This window comes from Delftia acidovorans SPH-1, from assembly GCF_000018665.1.
Classification (GTDB): domain Bacteria; phylum Pseudomonadota; class Gammaproteobacteria; order Burkholderiales; family Burkholderiaceae_C; genus Comamonas; species Comamonas acidovorans.
Window position 1 is genome coordinate 6271294 of the sequence record NC_010002.1, and the last position, 19331, is coordinate 6290624.

Genomic DNA, 19331 nt, shown 5'->3' on the forward strand with positions numbered 1-19331 from the left:
GACAGCTCCTCCACTCCAGGCAAAGGAAACAGCGGTACGTGGCCCCATGCCGCTGTTTCCCCTGCACAAACCCTCCAGAGCCTCACATCACTATGACTGCACTTACCCTGATAAGCCACCCGCTGTGCCCCTTCGTCCAGCGCGCCGTGATCGTGCTTCTTGAGAAGGGTGTGGAATTCGATCGGATAGACGTCGATCTGTCAGCCAAGCCAGACTGGTTCTTGGCACTTTCACCGACCGGCAAGGTGCCGGTGCTCAAGGTGCGCCAAGCGAATGCCGAGGACGCGATCCTGTTCGAAAGCGTGGTCATCTGCGAGTACCTCAATGAAACGCAAGGCGGTGCGCCGATGTACCCCGTTGATGCATTGCCTCGCGCACAGCACCGCGCGTGGATCGAGTTTGCCGCCCAGACCTTCGCCGAAGGCTGGCAGTTCCTCCACGCTCGCGACTCTGCAACCGCCGATGCCAAGCGCGCTGCATTTCGCGAACGGCTGGGCAAGCTGGAGTCAGAAATGGATACAGGGCCATTTTTCGCAGGCCAGGCCTTTGGCATGGTCGATGCGGTTTACGCCCCGCTGTTCCGATACTTCGACATCACCCCCGCGACGGTCGCGTATCAGATCTTCGACGGCCTTCCGCGCATTTCAGCGTGGCGATCGGCGCTTGCGGAGCGCCCCAGCGTGAGGCATGCCGTCGTCGAAGACTATGCCGATCGTTTCCAGAGGCATCTGCGCGAGCAAGGCTCATTCATCGCTGTTTCCTCACGGTAACGATCAACCAGCCCAAATCTTCCAATCAGGAGTCAAAAACATGCTCCTCCATCAGAGCGCCGCACTGACCGCAGACCATCTACGGCTCCGATGCGCGCAACTCATCGTGCAACCAGTCGACCAGCTTCACCACATCAGGTCTGCGGCTAAGGTGTGGAGCAGTCCAGATCGCTAGTCGGTTGGGGCCACACACAAAGCCCATGGGAGCAACCAAGGTCCAGCTCATCAGATCATCTCGGACCAGCATATGGGGCACATTCGCCATACCCAGACCACAACGGGCGCCTTGGATAAGCAGGTAGAAGTGGGCGAATGACTCATCTACGCGCAACTCCGGGCTCATTTGCCCACTGCAACTGGCCCAGTCGGCCCAGGCTGTTGGTCGGGTGAGCGAGATCATCAGCCGTGCTCGAGCGAGATCTTCGAAGGACTCGATGCGGTGGTTCTGCAGATACCCAGGTGAGCATACCGGCCCAATCCATTCATGAGCCACATCCGCTCGGACAGCCTCCTTTGGGGGGTCAATCGATGACAGACGAATGGCCACACTGACCTTGTCATGAGCGAAGTCGATCGGACCATGGCTCATGTTGAAGCGAAGCTCCACCTCGGGGTTGATCTCCTTGAAGCGATTCAGCCTGGGAATGAGCCAGTACATCATGATCGACTCCGAACATGCCAATGTGAGCGGGCCAGGCTTGAGTTGCTCGACACTTGACTGAATCAGACCAAAGGCCGTAGAGAGGCCTTCCGCCAAGCGCAACCCTTCGTTTGTTGGCGTCGCACCTTGCGCTGTGCGTTGCAGAAGCGCCAGGCCCAGCGAGTCTTCAAGCGTGCGGATATGGCGACTCACCGCGCCATGCGTCACCGAGAGTTCTTCAGCTGCCGCGCTGAAGCTGCGCAAACGCGCTGTCGCCTCAAAGGCGCGCAATCCGTTGAGCGAAAGTCGATGGGGCGTGGCCATGGCGAGTTTTTGATCTAGGGTCAACCCGTACGTTTTGTGAGTTTATATCACAGCCATTCGAAATTGAATCGTTTGCCTCATTGGTTTGTGACGCCTACCCTTCGGTCTATCAAAGACAGAAGCTCACAGCCTCATGAACAACATCGCCCCGCGTAAAGAGTTCACCGCCCGCTATTTCGTCGAAAGCTCGGTCGCCTCCGAAAAGATCGCGCAGGTGATCTCCGGCGAACAGTCCAGCGGCACCTTCCTTTCACTGCCCGGTGAGACCGATGAACTGAAAGAGCGGTCCCGCGCGCGGATCGCCAGCATCAAGCCACTCGCACCCGGGCTTCAGCCGACGCTTCCAAGCGCCTATGTCGGCCGGCATCCGCACGGCGGCGTCTTCCACCGCGCGGAGATTGAGATCGCGTTCCCTGTCGCCAACGTCGGAGCCAATCTGTCGAGCATGCTGGTCACCATCGCGGGCAACCTGTACGAGCTCGGTGAAGTCACCGGCCTGCGCCTGCTCGACCTTGATCTCGCCCCCGAATACGCCGCGCAGTTCGCCGGCCCCGCCTTCGGCATCCCCGGCACCCGGCGTCTCGCCGGCGTCCATGGCCGGCCGTTGATCGGCACCATCATCAAGCCCAGCATCGGTCTCACGCCCGCACAGACCGCCGAATTGGTCGACAGCCTCTGTGCAGCCGGCATCGACTTCATCAAGGACGATGAACTGATCGCCGACCCGCCGTACGCGCCGTTCGACGAGCGCCTGCGCGCCGTCATGCCGGTGTTGCAACGCCATGCCGATCGCCTCGGTCGCATGCCGATGTACGCGATCAACATCTCGGGTTCGGTCGACGAGATGCTGCGCCGCCACGACGCCGTGCTCGCCGCAGGCGGCAGCTGCGTGATGGTGAGCATCAACTGGGTCGGATTCAGCGCCGTCGAACACCTGCGCCGCCACTCGCAGTTGCCGATCCATGGTCATCGCAATGGCTGGGGCGCGTTCACGCGCCATGGAGGGCTCGGCTTCTCGTTCCAGGCCTACCAGAAGCTGTGGCGTCTGGCCGGCGTGGATCACCTGCACTGCAACGGCATCCGCAGCAAGTTCTGGGAGCCGGACGACTCGGTGATCGCCTCCGCCAAGGCTTGCCTGGCGCCCTGGGCGGGACTGCAGCCGCTGATGCCGGTGTTCTCGTCGGGTCAATGGGCCGGCCTGGCGCCCGACCTGTACGGCGCGCTCGGCGCGGTGGACCTGATGCACCTCGCGGGCGGCGGGATCATCGGCCACCCCGACGGCATCGCCGCCGGCGTGGCAAGCATGCGCGAAGGCTGGGAGGCGGCGGTGGCCGGCGTGAGCCTGGAGCACTATGCCGATGCGCACCCAGCGCTACAGCGCGCGCTGGTTCATTTCGCCAACCTGTAGGAGCCGGTATGAAGCTTGCCTTCTACGGTGACGATTTCACCGGGTCCACCGATGCACTCGAAGTGCTGGCGTTCGCCGGCCTGAACTGCGCACTGTTCCTCGACGTGCCCGACGAGCAGACGCTGGCCGAGTTCGGACCTTTCGACGCGATCGGCGTGGCGGGCGCGAGCCGCGCGATGTCGCCGACCGAGATGGACGCGCAACTCGCACCCGTGCTTGCAGCGATGTCTCGCCTGCCTGTGCCGCTGGTGCACTACAAGGTCTGCTCGACCTTCGACAGCTCACCAGCCATCGGCAGCATCGGGCGGGTCATGGACCTGTCGCGCACGGCCTTCGGTGACACCGCGATTCCCATCGTTGCCGCCAACCCCGCGCTCGGCCGCTACTGCGCCTTCGGCAATCTGTTCGCGCGCTCCGGCACCGACGACCGTGTGCATCGCATCGATCGCCACCCAATCATGAGCGTGCACCCTGTGACGCCGATGCACGAGGCGGATCTGGCGCGCCACCTCGCAGGGCAGACCGCGATGCCTGTCACCGGCTTCACGCTGCCGCAACTCACACTCGACCGCACCGAGATGGCGGGCGAGTTGCAGCGCGTGGTTGACGCCACGTCGGGCGGCGCGGTGCTGCTGGACGGCACCACGACTGAGCACTTGACCGAGACCGGCCGGCTGCTCGATGGGCTCGCTGGTGCGGCTCAGGGCCGCCAGACACCCTTGTTCTGCATCGGCGGCTCGGGCCTCGAATATGCGCTGACGCAGTGGTGGCACGAGACCGGCGCCCTGCCATCCATCCCGACTACGCACGACCGCTTCGACGGCGTGCCGCAGGTGCTGGCCGTCTCAGGCAGCGCTTCGCCGCTGAGCGCGCTGCAGATCGACGCAGCCGTTGATGCGGGCTTCGTCGAGTTGCCGGTGGACGCTGCCGCGTTGGTCGCAGCGAGCGATCCCGCAGCGGAACTCGCCCGCCTCGTCGATCAGGCCCTGCTAGCGCTGCGCGCCGGCCACAGCGTGATGCTGCACAGCGCGCGCGGCCCGAAGGACCCGCGTATCGAAGCGATGCTGTCCGCGCTCGCCAAGCAAGGCATCAGCCGGGAGCAGGCCCGCCACGAAGGCGGCCGCCTGCTGGGACACCGCTTCGGCGACCTCGTCGATGCGCTGCTGCGTGCACATCCCCTCAAGCGCCTGCTGCTGTCGGGCGGCGATACCTCCAGCCACGTCACGCAGCGACTAGCCCCGCAGGCTCTGCGCGTCGTCGCCCGGTTGGCGCCAGGCGCTCCGCTGTGCCGCGCCATCTCGCGCGAGCCGCACCTGGCACAGCTCGAAATTGCGCTCAAGGGCGGCCAGATGGGCCAGCCCGACTATTTCGTCAAGGCGTTGCTCGGCACGGCCGACGCCCACCTCTCACTTGCATAAACAACAGGAGACATAACCATGAATTCGATCGACCGCCGACGTGCCATCGTGACTGGCGCCGCACTGATCAGCGCACCGGCATTGGTGCTGCCGCGCTTCGCGCGCGCCGCCGAATTTACCTACAAGTTCGGGACCAACCTGCCGGCGACACATCCCCTCAACGTGCGAGCGATGCAGGCCGCTGAGCGCATCCTGAAAGACACGGGTGGCCAGGTTCAGATCAACGTCTTCCCGAACAACCAACTTGGCAACGACGCCGACATGCTCTCGCAGCTGCGCGCAGGCGGGCTCGAGTTCTTCACCGTCTCGGGCGTGAACGTGCTGTCGCAGCTCGTGCCCGTCTCATCGATGTGGGGGCTTGGATTCGCCTGGGCGAACGACGAGGCCGTCAACAAGGCGCTGGACGGTGATCTCGGCAAATTTCTGCGCGCGCAGTTCCCCAAGGTCGGCCTGATGGCGATGGACACCGTGTGGAGTTCCGGCTTCCGGCAGATCACCAACAGCGTCCGTCCGATCAACACGCCCGACGACCTCAAGGGCTTGAAGATTCGCGTGCCGGTTAGCCCTCTGTGGACCTCGCTGTTCAAGCATCTCGGCGCCGCACCCACTTCTATCAACTTCGCGGAGACATATTCGTCTCTGCAGACGAAGGTGGTCGATGGTCAGGAAAACCCTTTGGCGATCATCTCGATCGCCAAACTCTACGAGGTGCAAAAGTACTGTTCCATGACCAACCACATGTGGGATGGCTATTGGTGCATGACGAACCAAAAGGTCTGGAGCCGCATGCCCGAGAAGGTAAGGCCCATCATTGCCAAGCACCTGAACCAGGCTGCGCTCGACATGCGCGCCGATGGCGCGAAGCTCGACGCCTCGTTGCGGCCCGAGCTGACTTCCAGGGGGCTGGCCTTCAACGACCCGGAAATCGGGCCGTTCCGTGCGCGGCTTCTTGCGTCGGGCTTCTACGCCGAGTGGAAGAAGAAGTATGGCGATGAGGCCTGGGCCTTGCTCGAGAAGCACACCGGCAAGCTGGGCTGACCGAGATGCACGCCACACCCATCTCCAAAGACGGCCCGCAGCGCGGCGTCGTCGCTGCCTGGGCGCAGCGCGCCCATCAAGCGCTGGGACACCTGCTCGGCTTACCCGTCGCGCTGCTGGTGGCCACCGAAATCGCCGTGCTGCTGGCCGGCGTGGTCGCGCGCTACATGTTCCACTATCCGTTGATCTGGTCGGATGAGGTCGCCTCGATCCTGTTCCTGTGGCTGGCGATGCTGGGCTCTGCGGTCGCCTTCCAGCGCGGCGAGCACATGCGCATGACGGCAGTGGTGGGCAAGCTCGCGCCCGAAGCGCGCGCCTTCCTTGATGTGCTTGCCACCGCAGCGGCGCTGGCATTCCTGCTGCTGGTGCTGCCGCATGCATATGAATACGCAGTGGAGGAGGCGATGATGCGCACGCCAGCGCTGGATCTGCAGAATTCATGGCGCGCGGCCGCGATGACCGCAGGCTTCGGGGCGATGGCGCTGCTGGCCGTACTGCGGCTCGTCGCGGTGGGGCGGCCGCGCCAAGTGATGGCCGCCGTCGGCTTGGTCGTCGCCCTGATGGTCGTGATGACGCTGCTGCAACCGGTGTGGCGACAGCTCGGCAACGCCAATCTGGTGGTCTTCTTCGTGGTCGTCGTCGCTGGGGCAGTGTTCGCCGGCGTGCCGATTGCCTTCGCCTTCGGCCTTGCAACGCTGGGCTATGTGATGCTGGCGACGAACACGCCCGTTCTGATCGTCGTCGGTCGCATGGACGAGGGCGTCAGCCACCTGATCCTGCTGTCGGTGCCATTGTTCGTCTTCCTGGGCCAACTGATCGAGATGACGGGCATGGCGCGTGCGATGGTGGCGTTCCTCGCCAGCATGCTGGGGCACGTGCGCGGGGGCCTGCATTACGTGCTGCTTGGCGCGATGTATCTCGTCTCCGGCATCTCAGGTTCGAAGGCCGCAGACATGGCAGCCGCGGCACCGGTGCTGTTCCCCGAGATGAGGAAGCGCGGCGCCAAGGAAGGCGACCTGATCGCGCTGCTGTCGGCCACCGGGGCACAGACCGAGACCATTCCGCCATCCATTGTGCTGATCACGATAGGCTCGGTCACCGGCGTGTCGATCGCCGCGTTGTTCACCGGCGGCCTGCTGCCAGGTCTCGTGCTGGCCGTGACGCTGATGGCGGTAGTGTGGGCCCGCTATCGGCACGAAGACCTGAGCGGCGTGCAGCGTGCCAGCCGGCGTGAGATCGGTCGGGCATTTCTGATTGCGCTCCCGGCCATCGCGCTGCCGTTCATCATCCGCGCCGCTGTGGTGGAAGGTGTCGCGACTGCCACAGAGGTCTCCACCATCGGCATCGCCTACGGCGTGCTCGCCGGCCTGTTGATCTACCGGCAGTTCGACTGGAAGCGGGTCTATCCGATGCTGGTGGATACCGCAAGCCTGTCAGGCTCGATCCTGCTGATCATCGGTGCGGCCACCGCGATGGCCTGGGGCCTGACGCAATCGGGCTTCTCGAACACGCTGAGCCAGGCCATGCGTGAGCTGCCTGGCGGGGCTGCAGGCTTCATGGCGGTATCGGTCGTCGCCTTCATCGTGCTGGGAAGCATGCTCGAGGGCATCCCCGCGATCGTGCTGTTTGGCCCATTGCTGTTCCCGATTGCCCGCACCGTGGGCATCCATGAGGTGCACTACTCGATGGTGGTCATCCTCGCGATGGGCCTCGGCCTGTTCGCGCCGCCTTTCGGTGTGGGTTACTACGCCGCTTGCGCGATCGGCCGCGTCAACCCCGACGAAGGCATCCGACCGATTGGCGCCTACATGCTGGCCTTGTTCGTCGGCCTCGTGATCGTCGCGGCGGTGCCGTGGATCTCGATCGGCTTCCTTTGAACCCTTCTACCTTCTTATTGGTACCCGACATGACCACCATTTCCGAATCACGTGTCGCGCTCGTCACCGGCGGCGCCAAGGGCATCGGCGCAGAGGTGTGCGCCCGTCTGGCGGTCCTCGGCCACCATGTCCTCGTGGCCGACCTCGATGTCGATGCGGCGACGGCGACGGCACTCGAGCTCAGTGCTGCCGGCGGCCGGGCCACCGCGCTGCGGCTGGACGTCGGCAAGCCCGAGGCTATTGCCACGGCGTTCGAGCAGGTCGAGCGCGAGCACGGGCGCTGCGACATACTTGTCAACTCTGCCGGCATTGCGAAGGTCTTCCCCTTCATCGACTTCCCGCTCGACAACTTCGTCGCGACGATGAACGTCAACGTCACCGGCACGCTGCTGTGCGCGCAAGCGGCGGCTCGGCTGATGGTGAAGCAGGGCTGGGGCCGCATCGTCAACATCGCGTCTGTCGCCGGCATGCGCGCAGTGGGGAGCGGCCGCACCGCCTACGGCACGTCCAAAGGGGCGGTGATTGCGCTGACGCGGCAGATGGCCGTGGAACTGGCCGAGCACGGGATTACCGCCAACGCGGTGGCTCCAGGCCCCGTCGATACGCCGATGACGCAGGCGCTGCACACCGCGCAGTTCCGCGCCGAATATTCGAAGGCCATTCCGATGAATCGCTACGGCACCTGTGGGGAGATCGCCTCGGCCGTGACCTACTTGGTATCCGAAGACGCTCGGTACGTAACCGGCATCGCGATGCCCGTCGATGGCGGCTTTCTCGCGTCAGGCGCACGCGGCATATAAGGCACCAAAACCTCCAAGGGCACCATGCGCGGTCTTCTCCACGCCACGCTCGGCCCTTGGGCTGCGACCTTTCCATCATCCGCGCCCTGTTGCACGCTGGCGCTGGCGCCTTTCGCCCGAACTTCAGCCACGCAACCCACACCCAGCACCAGGAAAGGCTGGACCTGATCCGCCGCGTCGAGCGCGAGACTGGCCGGCCGACCGGCCGATCGATCGGCGTGCTGCTCAAGCTGCAAGGACCGAAGCCGCAGACGATTCGGAAATCTGCCGCTATACTGCGCCCCTTCTTTCTTGAACGAGCTGCTGCAGGAAAGACGTTTTCCGGGCCTTTGACGCCCGGGTGTCTTTCATCGTCCGTACACCCACCGGACGCGGCGAGCGCCAACCAGGCCTCGCGGATCTGCAGCCATGACCACTCCTCAACGACTCCAGCGTGCCTTTGCACGCACGGGCATCTCTCTCGACTATCGCGACGGCATCTACCACGTGCGCGATGGCCAGGCCGAGGCCCACATCCTTCTTCCCGACAGCCTTCCCCTGGAGGACAAGGCCGTGCGCCAGTTGCTGGCCTTTGCGGCCGTGCGCCGGCATGACGGCCAGGGCAGCCACGGCGCCGTCTGCCGCGCCTGCGCCACGCCCGACTTCCATCCGGGCACGGTGGCGCCCGTGGGCAGCGTGGTGGCCACGCCATCGGACTTCGTCATTCCGGCCGCCATCGGCACGGACATCAACTGCAGCGTGCGCCTGCTGACCACGGGCGCCCGGCTGGACCAGCTGGCGCCACACAAGGGCCGGCTGGTGGAACTGCTGACCGCCAGCCTGCTGGGCAGCGGGCGCGACGTGCCCGTGACCACGGCCGCCTTCCGCGCGCTGTTCGACCACGGGCCGGCCGCCTTTGTGGACCGGCTGAATGGCCAGGGCCTGTGGGGCCATGTCGACAGGGACCGCCTGCACCGCGAGCTGGCCGCCTGCATCGGCCTGGACAGCTTCGCTGGCAGCGCCCGCCATGCGCCCCATGCCTATCTGCAGGAGCGCCATGCCGTGTTCCGCGACCCGTGCCTGGGCACGGTGGGATCGGGCAACCATTTCGTGGAACTGCAGGTGGTCGATGAGGTGCTGGACCGTCACGCGGCCTACCGGGCCGGCCTGCGCGCGGGCGACGTGGTGGTGATGATCCACAGCGGCTCGCGCGACCTGGGCTTTTACGTGGGCCAGGCCTGGATGGACCGCGCCCGGGCCGAGTGGCCGCAAGGCGTGAAGCACCCGGCCAGCGGCCTGTACGGCCTGTCGGGTCCGCTGGCCGGCGAGTACCTGCAGGCCATGGGCGTGGCGGCGCGCTATGCCTGGGCCAACCGCGTGGTGCTGGCCGAGCTGGTGCGCAAGGACCTGGAGCAGATCGTGGGCGCAGCGGATTCGCGCCTCGTGGTCGATGTGCCGCACAACGTGGTCCTGCAGCAAGGCGGCATGAACATCCACCGCAAGGGCGCCACGCCAGCCAACGAGGGCGACTTCGCGCTGATCCCGGGGTCCATGGGCGATGCCTCCTACCTGGTCACGGGCCTGGGTGCGGCCGACTGGCTCTGGTCCTGCAGCCATGGCGCGGGGCGGCGCATGCGCCGCCAGGCCGTGCGCGCGCTGCGCCCCGAGGCACATGCGGGCCGTGCGGGCGAACAGGGCTGGCAATGCGTGACGCTGCGCGAGGAGCGGCGCATCGAGGAGGCGCCCGAAGCCTACAAGCCCATCGGCCCGGTCATCGAGTCGCAGGAGGCCGCCGGCCTGATCCACGCCGCCGTGAAGCTCAGGCCCTGGATCACCTTCAAGGCCTGAGCACCGGCAGGCGCCTCACTGCAGCCGCAAGCCGTCCGCCGCACGGTCCTGGGCCAGCTTGCGGTACAGCGTCTGGCGGCTGATGCCCAGCATGCGCGCGGCCTGGGTGACATTGCCCCGGCAGTTCTCCAGCGCCTGCCGCACGGCCGAGCGCGAGAGTTCATCCAGGCTCTGCGGCGCAGCGTCCAGCCGGGGGCCGCTGCGGGCGGTCTGCACCAGCTCGGCCTGGAAGTCGTCGGGCAGGTGCTGCCACTGCAGGCAGTCCTCGTGGGGATCGAGCATGGCGCAGGCCGTTCTCAGCACGCTGGCGCACTGGCGCAGATTGCCGGGCCAGCCATGGCCGGCCAGCTGCGCCAGCAGGGCCGGCGCCATGCGCAGCGGGCGCGCGGGTTCGATGTCGGCCAGCATGCGCGCTGCCAGCGCCTCGAAGTCGCCGCGCTCGCGCAGCGGAGGCAGCTCCACGGCCAGGCCGTTGATGCGGTAGTACAGGTCGGCACGAAAGCGCCCCTGGTCGGCATCCTCGCGCAGCCTGCGGTTGGAGGCGCTGACCAGCGCGAAATCGACCGCAACGGGCGTGCCACCGCCCAGCGGCACCACCTGCCGCTCCTGCAGCACGCGCAGCAGCCGGGTCTGCAGCGGCAGCGGCATGTCGCCGATCTCGTCCAGGAACAGCGTGCCGCCGTGCGCCTGGCGCAGCAGGCCCGCCTGTCCTTCGCGCCGCCCGCCCGTGAAGGCGCCCTGGCGGTAGCCGAACAGCTCGGCCTCGATCAGCGACTCGGGCATGGCCGCGCAGTTGATGGCCACGAAGGGGCCGTCGCGGCGCGGCCCGCTGTCGTGGGCCGCGCGCGCAAACCATTCCTTGCCCACGCCGGACTCGCCCTGGATGAGCAGCGCAATCGGCTTGCCCAGCACACGCCGGGCCTTGTCGGCCGCCGTGCGCCAGCGCGCATCGCCCGTGTCCAGCCGCGCCAGCGCATCGCGCGCCGGCTGCTGCGGCGCCTGTTCCTGTTGCTGTTGCTCTGCAACCCGTTCCACGACCGAGGACCGGACCGTGCGCCGGTCCGGCACCAGCTGGCCGAACAGCGCCGTGCCGTCATGGCGCCGCAGCGGCTGGGCCGCATCGGGCTGGCGGTGCTGGCGTGACAGCAGCTCCTCCAGGCCGGCGTCCAGCACCTGCTCCAGCGACACGCTGCCCAGTTGCCCCCGCGACAGGCGCAGCAGGGCCAGCGCGGCGCGGTTGGCGCCCACCAGCCATCCGTCCGCGGAGATCAGCGCAATGCCTTCGGCCACCGTGCCAATGCCTTCGGGCCGCGCGTGCAGGTGCAGGCGGATGTGGCGCTGGCCGTCGCAGGCCATGAGGCGGTTTTCGATCATGCGGGCCGCCGTGCCGACCAGGCCCAGCGTGTGCGGGCTGCCCCGGCCATGTTCGCTGGAGATGTCCAGGATGCCCAGCAGCTGGCCGGTGCCCGACAGGATGGGAGCGGCCGCGCAGGTGAGAAAGCCGTTGCGCTCCAGGAAATGCTCGCCGCCCTGGATTTCGATGGAGTCCATCTCGGCCAGTGCCGTGCCGATGGCATTGGTGCCGCGCTGCGCCTCATGCCAGGACGCGCCGCTGGCCAGGGCCACGCGCTCGGCCTTGCCCAGAAAGAAGGGGTCGCCGCAGGTATCCACCAGGGTGCCGCAGGGGCCGGCCAGCACCACCACGCTGTGGCTGCCGCGCACCTGCTCGGACAGGTATTCCATGACGGGCCGTGAATGCGCCAGCAGCGCATGGTGGCGGCTGCGCAGCACGCCCAGCGCATGCTGCTCCAGGTTGTCGGCGGCGCCCAGCCGTCCTGTGGGACGCAGTCCCTGCTCGATGCAGCGCTGCCACGAGCGCGCCAGGCGCTCGTCCACCAGGCCGCTGGGGCACAGGCCCGACTCCATCAGGCTGTGACGGGCCTGGCGCAAGGCCACAAGGGAGGCTCTCGATTGCATGCTGTCTCCTGCTCGGGCGTCATTGCGCCGCGTTGCAGACCAGTATGCGGGGCCGGCGGGCACCGGGCAAGCCAAGTGGCAGGCCGGGCGCCCGACTGTTCCATTTCTGGACAGTTGTCCTGTTGCGGAACGTCACGGTACAGGGCGAACGCGCACGGGAATACCCGCAGCAGCCACGTCCCGCGTGCCTTTGCGGGCACCTGCCCTGCGGCCTGCAGGCTGGCACGGCTTTTGAATCATGTCTGCCGTCCGGCCATGGCCGGATATGCCGATCCACACCCGATCACAACAGACCCATAAGCATCCTCAGGAGACAAGCAGCATGACCGTCTACGCAGCACCCGGCGCCGCTGGCGCCAAGATCGCCTACAAGGCCCGCTACGACAACTTCATCGGCGGCAGGTTCGTACCTCCGGTCAAGGAGCAGTACTTCGACGTGGTCACCCCCATCAGCGGCAAGGTCTACACCCGCGCCGCGCGCTCCACGGCCGAGGACATCGAACTGGCGCTGGACGCCGCCCATGCCGCCAGCGACGCCTGGGGCCGCACCAGCGCGGCCGAGCGTGCGAACGTCCTGCTGAAGATCGCCGACCGCATCGAGGCCAACCTGGAGCTGCTCGCCTATGCCGAGACCGTGGACAACGGCAAGGCCATCCGCGAGACGCTGAATGCCGACATCCCGCTGACCGTGGACCATTTCCGCTATTTCGCGGGCTGCGTGCGCGCCCAGGAAGGCGCGCTCAGCCATATCGACGAGACCACGGTGGCCTATCACATCCAGGAGCCGCTGGGCGTGGTGGGCCAGATCATTCCCTGGAACTTCCCCATCCTCATGGCGGCCTGGAAGCTGGCGCCCGCGCTGGGCGCAGGCAACTGCGTGGTGCTCAAGCCGGCCGAGTCCACGCCCATCAGCATCCTGATCCTGGCCGAGCTCATTGCCGACCTGCTGCCGCCCGGCGTGCTCAACATCGTCAACGGCTTCGGCCGAGAGGCCGGCATGCCGCTGGCCACCAGCAAGCGCATCGCCAAGATCGCCTTCACGGGCTCGACCTCCACGGGCCGCGTGATCGCCCAGGCCGCCGCCAACAACCTGATCCCGGCCACGCTGGAGCTGGGCGGCAAGTCGCCCAACATCTTCTTCGCCGATGTGATGGACAAGGACGATGCCTTCCTCGACAAGGCCGTCGAAGGGCTGGTGCTGTTCGCCTTCAACCAGGGCGAGGTCTGCACCTGCCCCAGCCGCGCGCTGATCCACGAAAGCATCTACGACCGCTTCATGGAGCGCGTGCTCCAGCGCGTGGCCGCCATCCGGCATGCCAACCCGCTGGACACCGACAGCATGATGGGCGCACAGGCGTCCAAGGAGCAGCTCACCAAGATCCTGTCGTACCTGGACCTGGGCAAGCAGGAGGGCGCCGAGGTGCTGGCCGGCGGCGGCCAGGCCCATCTGGGCGGCGACCTGGAAGGCGGCTACTACGTGCAGCCCACGCTGTTCAAGGGCCACAACAAGATGCGCATCTTCCAGGAGGAAATCTTCGGCCCCGTGCTGGCCGTGACCACCTTCAAGGACGAGGCCGAGGCCCTGGCCATTGCCAACGACACGCTCTACGGCCTGGGCGCCGGCGTGTGGAGCCGCAACGGCAACGTGGCCTACCGCATGGGCCGGGCCATCAAGGCCGGGCGCGTGTGGACCAACTGCTACCACGCCTACCCGGCGCACGCGGCCTTCGGCGGCTACAAGGAATCGGGCATCGGCCGCGAGACCCACAAGATGATGCTGGACCACTACCAGCAGACCAAGAACCTGCTGGTCAGCTACAGCGAGAACAAGCTGGGCTTCTTCTGAAGTTCTTCCCAGGTGAATGCGGCCGGCGGCGCGCAGCGCGGCCGGCCGCCCAGGAAAGGACCAACCCATGGTTGACAAAGTGATTGCCACCGACGCCGCGCTGGCGCTGATCGCCGACCTGCAGGCGCAGCACGGGCCGGTGTTCTTCCACCAGTCCGGCGGCTGCTGCGACAACAGCGCCGCCAACTGCTACCTGCCCGGCGAGCTGACGATAGGCGCCCAGGACGTGCTGCTGGGCCAGGTGGGCGGCGCGCCCTTCTACATTGGCAAGTCCCAGTACGAATACTGGAAGCACACCCAGCTCATCCTGGACGTGATCGAGGGCCAGGGCGGCACCTTCTCGCTGGAGGGCAGCACGGGCAAGGCCTTCCACACACGCTCCAGGCTGTTCACGGACGAGGAATACGCCGAGATCCTGGCCAGCGAGGGCAACGGACCCTGACAGGGGCCGCGCGGCGGGCTACTTTCCGGTCAGCCGCTTGACCGCGGCCTCGGTCTGGCGCACATGCTCGTCCGGGTCCGAGCCGATGTGCACGAAGCGGACCTTGCCGTCCTGGCCGATCACGTAGGAGATGCGGTCGGCGCGCTGGGGATCGGCGGCGGCCGAGGCGTCGTAGGCGCGGATGGTCTGCGCCTGCGGGTCCGATGCCACGGCGAACTGGTCGCGGCAGGCCTCAGTGGAAAAGCGCTTGAGCGTATCGATGTCGTCATGCGACATGCCCACCACCGTGGCGCCCATGGCCGCGAAACGCGGCGTGGCCTCGGCAAAGGCGTGGGCTTCCATGGTGCAGCCCTGGGTGAAGGCCTTGGGGAAGAAATACAGCACCACCGGCCCCTTCCTGAGCGTGGCGGCCATGTCGAAATCGAAGGCCTTGCCCGCCACCGCAGCCGGCGTGGTGAAACGCGGCGCGCTGTCGCCCACCTTGAGCGCGGCCTGGGCCAGCGGCGACAGCAGCAGCGCCGCCAGCAGGGGAGCGGCGGCGCGCGCGCAGCGGCGGCCCAGGGATGCGCGTGGGTGGATGGAATCGCCGCAGCGGATATCGGACATGCATGGCCTCCTGAGCCTGGAACGGGATGCCCCATTGTGGCCAATCGGCCAAAGCCCTGGGCGCGTGTGCCGTGCATCAGCGCCGTGCTTCGCCGGGCCTGATCCTGAACCAGATCGAGTACATGGCGGGCAGGAAGACCAGCGTCAGCACCGTGCCGGCGAGCGTGCCGCCGATCAGCGTATAGGCCAGCGTTCCCCAGAACACCGATTGGGTCAGCGGGATGAAGGCCAGGATCGCCGCCAGCGCGGTCAGGATCACGGGCCGGGCGCGCTGGACAGTGGCCTCCACCACCGCCTGGAACGGCGCAAGCCCCTCCTGCTCGTTGTGCTGGATCTGCCCGATCAGGATCAGCGTGTTGCGCATCAGGATGCCCGACAGCGCGATCAGCCCCACCAGTGCATTGATGCCGAAGGGCTGCTGAAAGACGATGAGCGTCGGCACCACGCCGATCAATCCCAGGGGGCTGGTCAGGAACACCATGACCATGGCCGATATCGACCGCACCTGCAAGATGATGATGATCAGCGTGATGGCGATCATGATCGGGAACAGGGGCAGCATGGCCGTCATGGCCTTGCCGGATTCCTCGATGGAGCCGGCCTCGTCGATGCGGTAGCCCGCAGGCAACGCCTTCCTGATGGGCTCCAGCTGCCGGGTGATGGCCGCCGAGACATCGGGCGGCTGCAGGCTGTCATCGATGTCTCCGCGGACCGTGATGGTGGGCATGCGGTCGCGGCGGCGCATGACGGGCTCCTCCATCTGCACGGTGACCTCTCCCAGCTGCGACAGCGGTATGCGCTGGCCAGTGGCGTTGGTGAGCGTGAAGTCGCCGACCCTGGCCACATCGTGGCGGGTGCCGCCCGCAGAACGCGCCATCACCTGCACGGTGCGGATGTCCTCGCGCACGGTGGTCACGGGCACGCCGCTGAGCAGGAACTGCAACTGCTGCGCGACCGCCGCGGAGGTCAGGCCCATGGCCTGCAGCCGGTCCTGGTCCAGGGTGAAGCGCATGACGGGGGTGCGCACGCCCCAGTCGGAGTTCACGGTCCGCATCATCGGGCTGTCGTGCAGCACCTGGTGCACCTGGCCGGCAATGTCGCGCAGCCGCTGCGGGTCGGGGCCGGAGACGCGATACGCCACGGGGAACGGGGAGTACGGCCCGAACACGATCTGCGATGCGCGCACCTGCGCCTGCGGAGCCAGTCCCTGGGCGATGGCCTCGCGCAGCCTGAGCTTGAGCGCGTCGCGCTGCGCCTGGTTGGCGGTGCGCACGACGATCTTGGCGAACGACGGGTCGGGCAGCTCAGGCGAGATGGCCAGAAAAAAGCGCGGTGCGCCCTGGCCGATATAGGCGGTCACGATCTCCGATTCGGGCTGCTGCAGCAGCCAGGCTTCCACCTTGCGGGTGGTCTCGCTCGTCTGGCCAATGGAGGTGCCGTAGGGCATCTGCACCTCGACCATCACCTCGGGCCGGTCGGAGATGGGGAAGAACTGCTTCTTCACGATGGACATGCCCAGCACGGAAGCCACCATGAGCCCGCCCACGACTGCCGCCACCATGCCCTTGCGGGCGATCACCTTGCCCAGCACGCGCCGCAGGCGCTCGTAGCGGGGCGTGCCATACATCGCCGCATGTCCGCCTTCGACCTTCTTGAGAGGGGGCAGCATCTTCACGCCCAGATAGGGCGTGAACACCACGGCCACCACCCAGGACGCGATGAGCGCGATGCCGACGATCCAGAACATGTTGCTGGTGTACTCGCCTGCAGCGGAGCGGGCGAACCCGTTGGGCATGAAGCCCACCGCCGTCACCAGCGTTCCGGACAGCATGGGTGCCGCGGTATGGCTCCAGGCGTAGGCGGACGCGGCCACGCGGTCGTAGCCCTCTTCCATCTTCACCACCATCATCTCGATGGCGATGATGGCGTCGTCCACCAGCAGGCCCAGCGCAAGGATCAGCGAGCCGAGCGTGATGCGGTCGAAATTCTTTCCCGTGGCGGCCATGATGATGAACACGGCCGCCAGCGTCAGCGGCACGGCCGCAGCCACCACCACGCCAACGCGCCAGCCCATGCTGGCGAAGCACACCACCAGCACGACCAGCAGCGCGGCCAGGAACTTGAGCATGAACTCATCGACGGAGGCGCTGATGTTCACGGCCTGGTCCGTCACCTTGCTCAGGCCCATGCCCAGCGGCATGTCTGCGTTGATGGCGCCCACCTCCCGGTCCAGCGCCTTGCCCAGGTCCAGCCCGTTCCAGCCGTCGCGCATGACGACGCCCAGCAGCAAGGCCGGCTCCGCGCCGTTGCGGATGATGAAGGTCGAGGGATCTTCGTAGCCGCGCTGGACGGTGGCGATGTCGGACAGCCTGACCGTGCGGCCCTGGGCCACGATGGGCGTGTCGCGGATCTTCTGCAGCGCGTCGAACGCCCCGTCGATGCGGATGAACACCTGCGGTCCCTGGGTCTCCACCGACCCGGCAGGCGTGAGTGCGTTCTGGTTGTTCAATGCCGCGAAGACGTCCTGCGGACTGATGCCCAGCGTGGCCAGGCGCTCGTGCGAGAACTCCACGTAGATCCGCTCGGATTGCTCGCCGACGATGTTGACCTTCTTGACGCCCGGCACATGCAAAAGACGCTGGCGCAAGGCTTCGGCATCGCGCACCAGCGCCCGGGGCTCTTCGCCGCGCGCCTTGAGGGCGTAGATCGCAAAGGTCACGTCGGCGTACTCGTCGTTCACCATCGGGCCGATCACGCCCGCCGGCAGGTTGCGGGCCTCGTCACCGAGCTTCTTGCGGGCCTGGTAGAACTCCTCCTGCACCTCGCCTGGGGGCGTGGAGTCGAGCAGGGTCAGCGTGGTGAAGGCCAGCCCCGGCCTGACGAAGGTTTCGGTGCGGTCATACCAGCGCAGCTCCTGCAGGCGCTTTTCCAGCTTCTCTGCCACCTGGTCCTGCATTTCCTGCGGGGTGGCGCCAGGCCAGGCCGTGATGATGGTCATGACCTTGACGGTGAAGGCCGGATCTTCCGCCCGGCCCAGCTTCAGGAAGGCAAAGACACCCGTCAGCGAAATCAGCAGGATCAGGAACAGCGTGATGGAGCGCTCACGGACGGCAAGCGCCGACAGGTTGAAACGGCCTTCACTCACGGGACGCTCCCGTGGACACGGAGGACGCCGTGGACGTTGTTGCCGTTGAAGGCGCCTCGCTTTCCAGTCGCACCTGCGCGCCCTCGCTCAGCAAATGCGCGCCGAGCGCGACGATCCGCTCCCCCAGGCCGAGCGCACCCACCACCTGGGCATTGCCGTCCTGCACCTGAACCACGGTGACGGGCTGGCGCCTGACCTGATCGCCCTGCACCACCCAGACAGCGGCGCCCTTGCCCTCGTCGAGGATGGCGCCGATGGGGACCTGCAGGGTTGCCTTGCCCGCTGTCGCTGTAGATGTAGATGTAGATGTAGATGTCGCTGTTGCTGTCGCTGTCGCTGTCCCGCCAATCCTGAGCGTGACCGTGCTGCCCAGCGGGGCGCTGGCCGCCGCGCCGGCGTCCAGCACATAGCGGGCCTCAAAGGTGCGGGTGGCCCGGTCGGCCACATCGGACAGCTGGCGCAGTCTGGCGGGGATGACCACATCCTCCCTGCCGAACAGGCGGGCCTGGGCCGCCGAGCCCAGCGCCGGGCGCAGTGTTTCGGGCAACTGGACGACCGCTTCGCGCCTGCCGGCATGGGCGAGGCGCACGACCACCTGGCCGGCACTGACGACCTGGCCAGGCTCGGCAAGTGTTTCCATCACGATGCCATCGGCATCGGCCAGCAGTTCGGCGTAGCGGCTGGCGTTCAGCGCTGCGGCGGCCTGCGCTTCGGCCGCCCTGAGCTGGGCGCGGGCGGAATCCGCGGCCGCCTTGATCTGTTCATGGGCCAATGCCGAAACGGCACCCGTTCCCTGCAGGTCACGGTAGCGCTGCTCCTCGTCGCTGGCCTGCTGCGCACGTGCCCTGGCGGCTGCGACGGCCTCCTGCTGGGCATTGGCGGCCAGCTTCAGGTCCACCGGGTCGAGGCGCAGCAATGCCTGGCCCCGCCTGACCGTCTGGCCTGTATCCACCAGGCGCTCCAGCACCTTGCCGGCCACGCGAAATCCAAGATCGCCCTGCACCCTGGCCGCGATGGTGCCGGTGAAGACGCGCTCGGGAGCATTGCCTGGCGCTACCAGGGTGGTACGAACGAGGGGTGGCTGAGTGCGCGGATCCGGCGGCGGGCTTTTGCCGCAGGCAGCGAGTGCAAGTGACAGTGCGCCGACAGCGGCGATGGACAGATGGCAGTGCCGAAGCATGAGGGGTCCCGATCAATGAGCAGGACCCGATTC

The 19331-nt window shown here is 66.9% G+C and carries 14 protein-coding genes and 1 pseudogene; 10 read left to right on the top strand and 5 right to left on the bottom strand.

Annotated features, from left to right (window positions below):
- Positions 1 to 92 precede the first annotated feature (92 nt).
- On the top strand, positions 93 to 770 hold the full coding sequence (locus tag DACI_RS28525) for a glutathione S-transferase family protein (RefSeq protein WP_012207438.1): 678 nt from the start codon (positions 93 to 95) through the stop codon (positions 768 to 770).
- Positions 771 to 849: 79 nt separating this feature from the next.
- Here DACI_RS28525 and DACI_RS28530 read toward each other — a convergent pair whose 3' ends face one another.
- Positions 850 to 1758, bottom strand: a complete 909-nt coding sequence (locus DACI_RS28530) for a LysR substrate-binding domain-containing protein (RefSeq protein WP_225971006.1) — start codon at positions 1756 to 1758, stop codon at positions 850 to 852.
- Positions 1759 to 1867: 109 nt separating this feature from the next.
- Here DACI_RS28530 and DACI_RS28535 point away from each other — a divergent pair, with 109 nt between their 5' ends.
- From DACI_RS28535 to DACI_RS28560, 7 genes and pseudogenes are all read left to right on the top strand, one after another.
- Complete coding sequence (locus DACI_RS28535) at positions 1868 to 3142, top strand: ribulose-bisphosphate carboxylase large subunit family protein (RefSeq protein ID WP_012207440.1); 1275 nt, start codon at positions 1868 to 1870, stop codon at positions 3140 to 3142.
- Positions 3143 to 3150: 8 nt separating this feature from the next.
- Positions 3151 to 4560: a four-carbon acid sugar kinase family protein gene (locus DACI_RS28540; protein ID WP_012207441.1), complete on the top strand. Its 1410-nt coding sequence runs from the start codon at positions 3151 to 3153 to the stop codon at positions 4558 to 4560.
- Positions 4561 to 4578: 18 nt separating this feature from the next.
- Positions 4579 to 5598, top strand: coding sequence for a TRAP transporter substrate-binding protein (locus DACI_RS28545; protein ID WP_012207442.1), 1020 nt, complete (start codon positions 4579 to 4581; stop codon positions 5596 to 5598).
- Between the two features lie 5 nt (positions 5599 to 5603).
- Positions 5604 to 7475 (top strand): TRAP transporter large permease, encoded by a 1872-nt coding sequence (locus tag DACI_RS28550; protein WP_012207443.1) that lies wholly within the window; start codon positions 5604 to 5606, stop codon positions 7473 to 7475.
- 29 nt (positions 7476 to 7504) lie between these two features.
- On the top strand, positions 7505 to 8275 hold the full coding sequence (locus DACI_RS28555; protein WP_012207444.1) for an SDR family NAD(P)-dependent oxidoreductase: 771 nt from the start codon (positions 7505 to 7507) through the stop codon (positions 8273 to 8275).
- 56 nt (positions 8276 to 8331) lie between these two features.
- A pseudogene (locus DACI_RS32865) lies at positions 8332 to 8517 on the top strand (pyruvate kinase); the annotation flags it as partial.
- Between the two features lie 166 nt (positions 8518 to 8683).
- A complete protein-coding gene (locus DACI_RS28560) occupies positions 8684 to 10102 on the top strand; it encodes an RtcB family protein (protein WP_012207445.1) in 1419 nt (472 codons plus the stop codon).
- A 15-nt stretch (positions 10103 to 10117) separates the two neighbouring features.
- Here DACI_RS28560 and DACI_RS28565 read toward each other — a convergent pair whose 3' ends face one another.
- On the bottom strand, positions 10118 to 12079 hold the full coding sequence (locus DACI_RS28565; RefSeq protein ID WP_012207446.1) for a sigma-54-dependent Fis family transcriptional regulator: 1962 nt from the start codon (positions 12077 to 12079) through the stop codon (positions 10118 to 10120).
- A 322-nt stretch (positions 12080 to 12401) separates the two neighbouring features.
- On the opposite strand from DACI_RS28565, the gene exaC reads away from it, so the two are divergent.
- Together exaC and DACI_RS28575 are read left to right on the top strand one after the other, a co-directional pair.
- Positions 12402 to 13925, top strand: coding sequence for an acetaldehyde dehydrogenase ExaC (gene exaC / locus DACI_RS28570; protein WP_012207447.1), 1524 nt, complete (start codon positions 12402 to 12404; stop codon positions 13923 to 13925).
- A gap of 67 nt (positions 13926 to 13992) precedes the next feature.
- Positions 13993 to 14367: a DUF779 domain-containing protein gene (locus DACI_RS28575; RefSeq protein WP_012207448.1), complete on the top strand. Its 375-nt coding sequence runs from the start codon at positions 13993 to 13995 to the stop codon at positions 14365 to 14367.
- A gap of 18 nt (positions 14368 to 14385) precedes the next feature.
- On the opposite strand, the gene DACI_RS28580 is transcribed toward DACI_RS28575, so the two are convergent.
- The 3 genes from DACI_RS28580 to DACI_RS28590 all read right to left on the bottom strand — a co-directional run bounded on the left by DACI_RS28580 (position 14386) and on the right by DACI_RS28590 (position 19298).
- Entirely contained in the window at positions 14386 to 14973 is a 588-nt protein-coding gene (locus DACI_RS28580; RefSeq protein WP_012207449.1) for a peroxiredoxin, read from the bottom strand.
- Positions 14974 to 15049: 76 nt separating this feature from the next.
- Complete coding sequence (locus DACI_RS28585; RefSeq protein WP_012207450.1) at positions 15050 to 18118, bottom strand: efflux RND transporter permease subunit; 3069 nt, start codon at positions 18116 to 18118, stop codon at positions 15050 to 15052.
- Entirely contained in the window at positions 18111 to 19298 is a 1188-nt protein-coding gene (locus tag DACI_RS28590; protein ID WP_012207451.1) for an efflux RND transporter periplasmic adaptor subunit, read from the bottom strand. The genes DACI_RS28585 and DACI_RS28590 overlap by 8 nt, the downstream gene beginning before the upstream one ends.
- Positions 19299 to 19331: the final 33 nt, after the last annotated feature.

Bases quoted from the DNA above. Each gene is read 5' to 3' on its own strand.
- DACI_RS28525 (WP_012207438.1), top strand. From the start codon at position 93: ATGACTGCACTTACCCTGATAAGCCACCCGCTGTGCCCCTTCGTCCAG.
- DACI_RS28535 (WP_012207440.1), top strand. From the start codon at position 1,868: ATGAACAACATCGCCCCGCGTAAAGAGTTCACCGCCCGCTATTTCGTC.
- DACI_RS28540 (WP_012207441.1), top strand. From the start codon at position 3,151: ATGAAGCTTGCCTTCTACGGTGACGATTTCACCGGGTCCACCGATGCA.
- DACI_RS28545 (WP_012207442.1), top strand. From the start codon at position 4,579: ATGAATTCGATCGACCGCCGACGTGCCATCGTGACTGGCGCCGCACTG.
- DACI_RS28550 (WP_012207443.1), top strand. From the start codon at position 5,604: ATGCACGCCACACCCATCTCCAAAGACGGCCCGCAGCGCGGCGTCGTC.
- DACI_RS28555 (WP_012207444.1), top strand. From the start codon at position 7,505: ATGACCACCATTTCCGAATCACGTGTCGCGCTCGTCACCGGCGGCGCC.
- DACI_RS28560 (WP_012207445.1), top strand. From the start codon at position 8,684: ATGACCACTCCTCAACGACTCCAGCGTGCCTTTGCACGCACGGGCATC.
- DACI_RS28565 (WP_012207446.1), bottom strand. From the start codon at position 12,079: ATGCAATCGAGAGCCTCCCTTGTGGCCTTGCGCCAGGCCCGTCACAGC.
- exaC (WP_012207447.1), top strand. From the start codon at position 12,402: ATGACCGTCTACGCAGCACCCGGCGCCGCTGGCGCCAAGATCGCCTAC.
- DACI_RS28575 (WP_012207448.1), top strand. From the start codon at position 13,993: ATGGTTGACAAAGTGATTGCCACCGACGCCGCGCTGGCGCTGATCGCC.
- DACI_RS28580 (WP_012207449.1), bottom strand. From the start codon at position 14,973: ATGTCCGATATCCGCTGCGGCGATTCCATCCACCCACGCGCATCCCTG.
- DACI_RS28590 (WP_012207451.1), bottom strand. From the start codon at position 19,298: ATGCTTCGGCACTGCCATCTGTCCATCGCCGCTGTCGGCGCACTGTCA.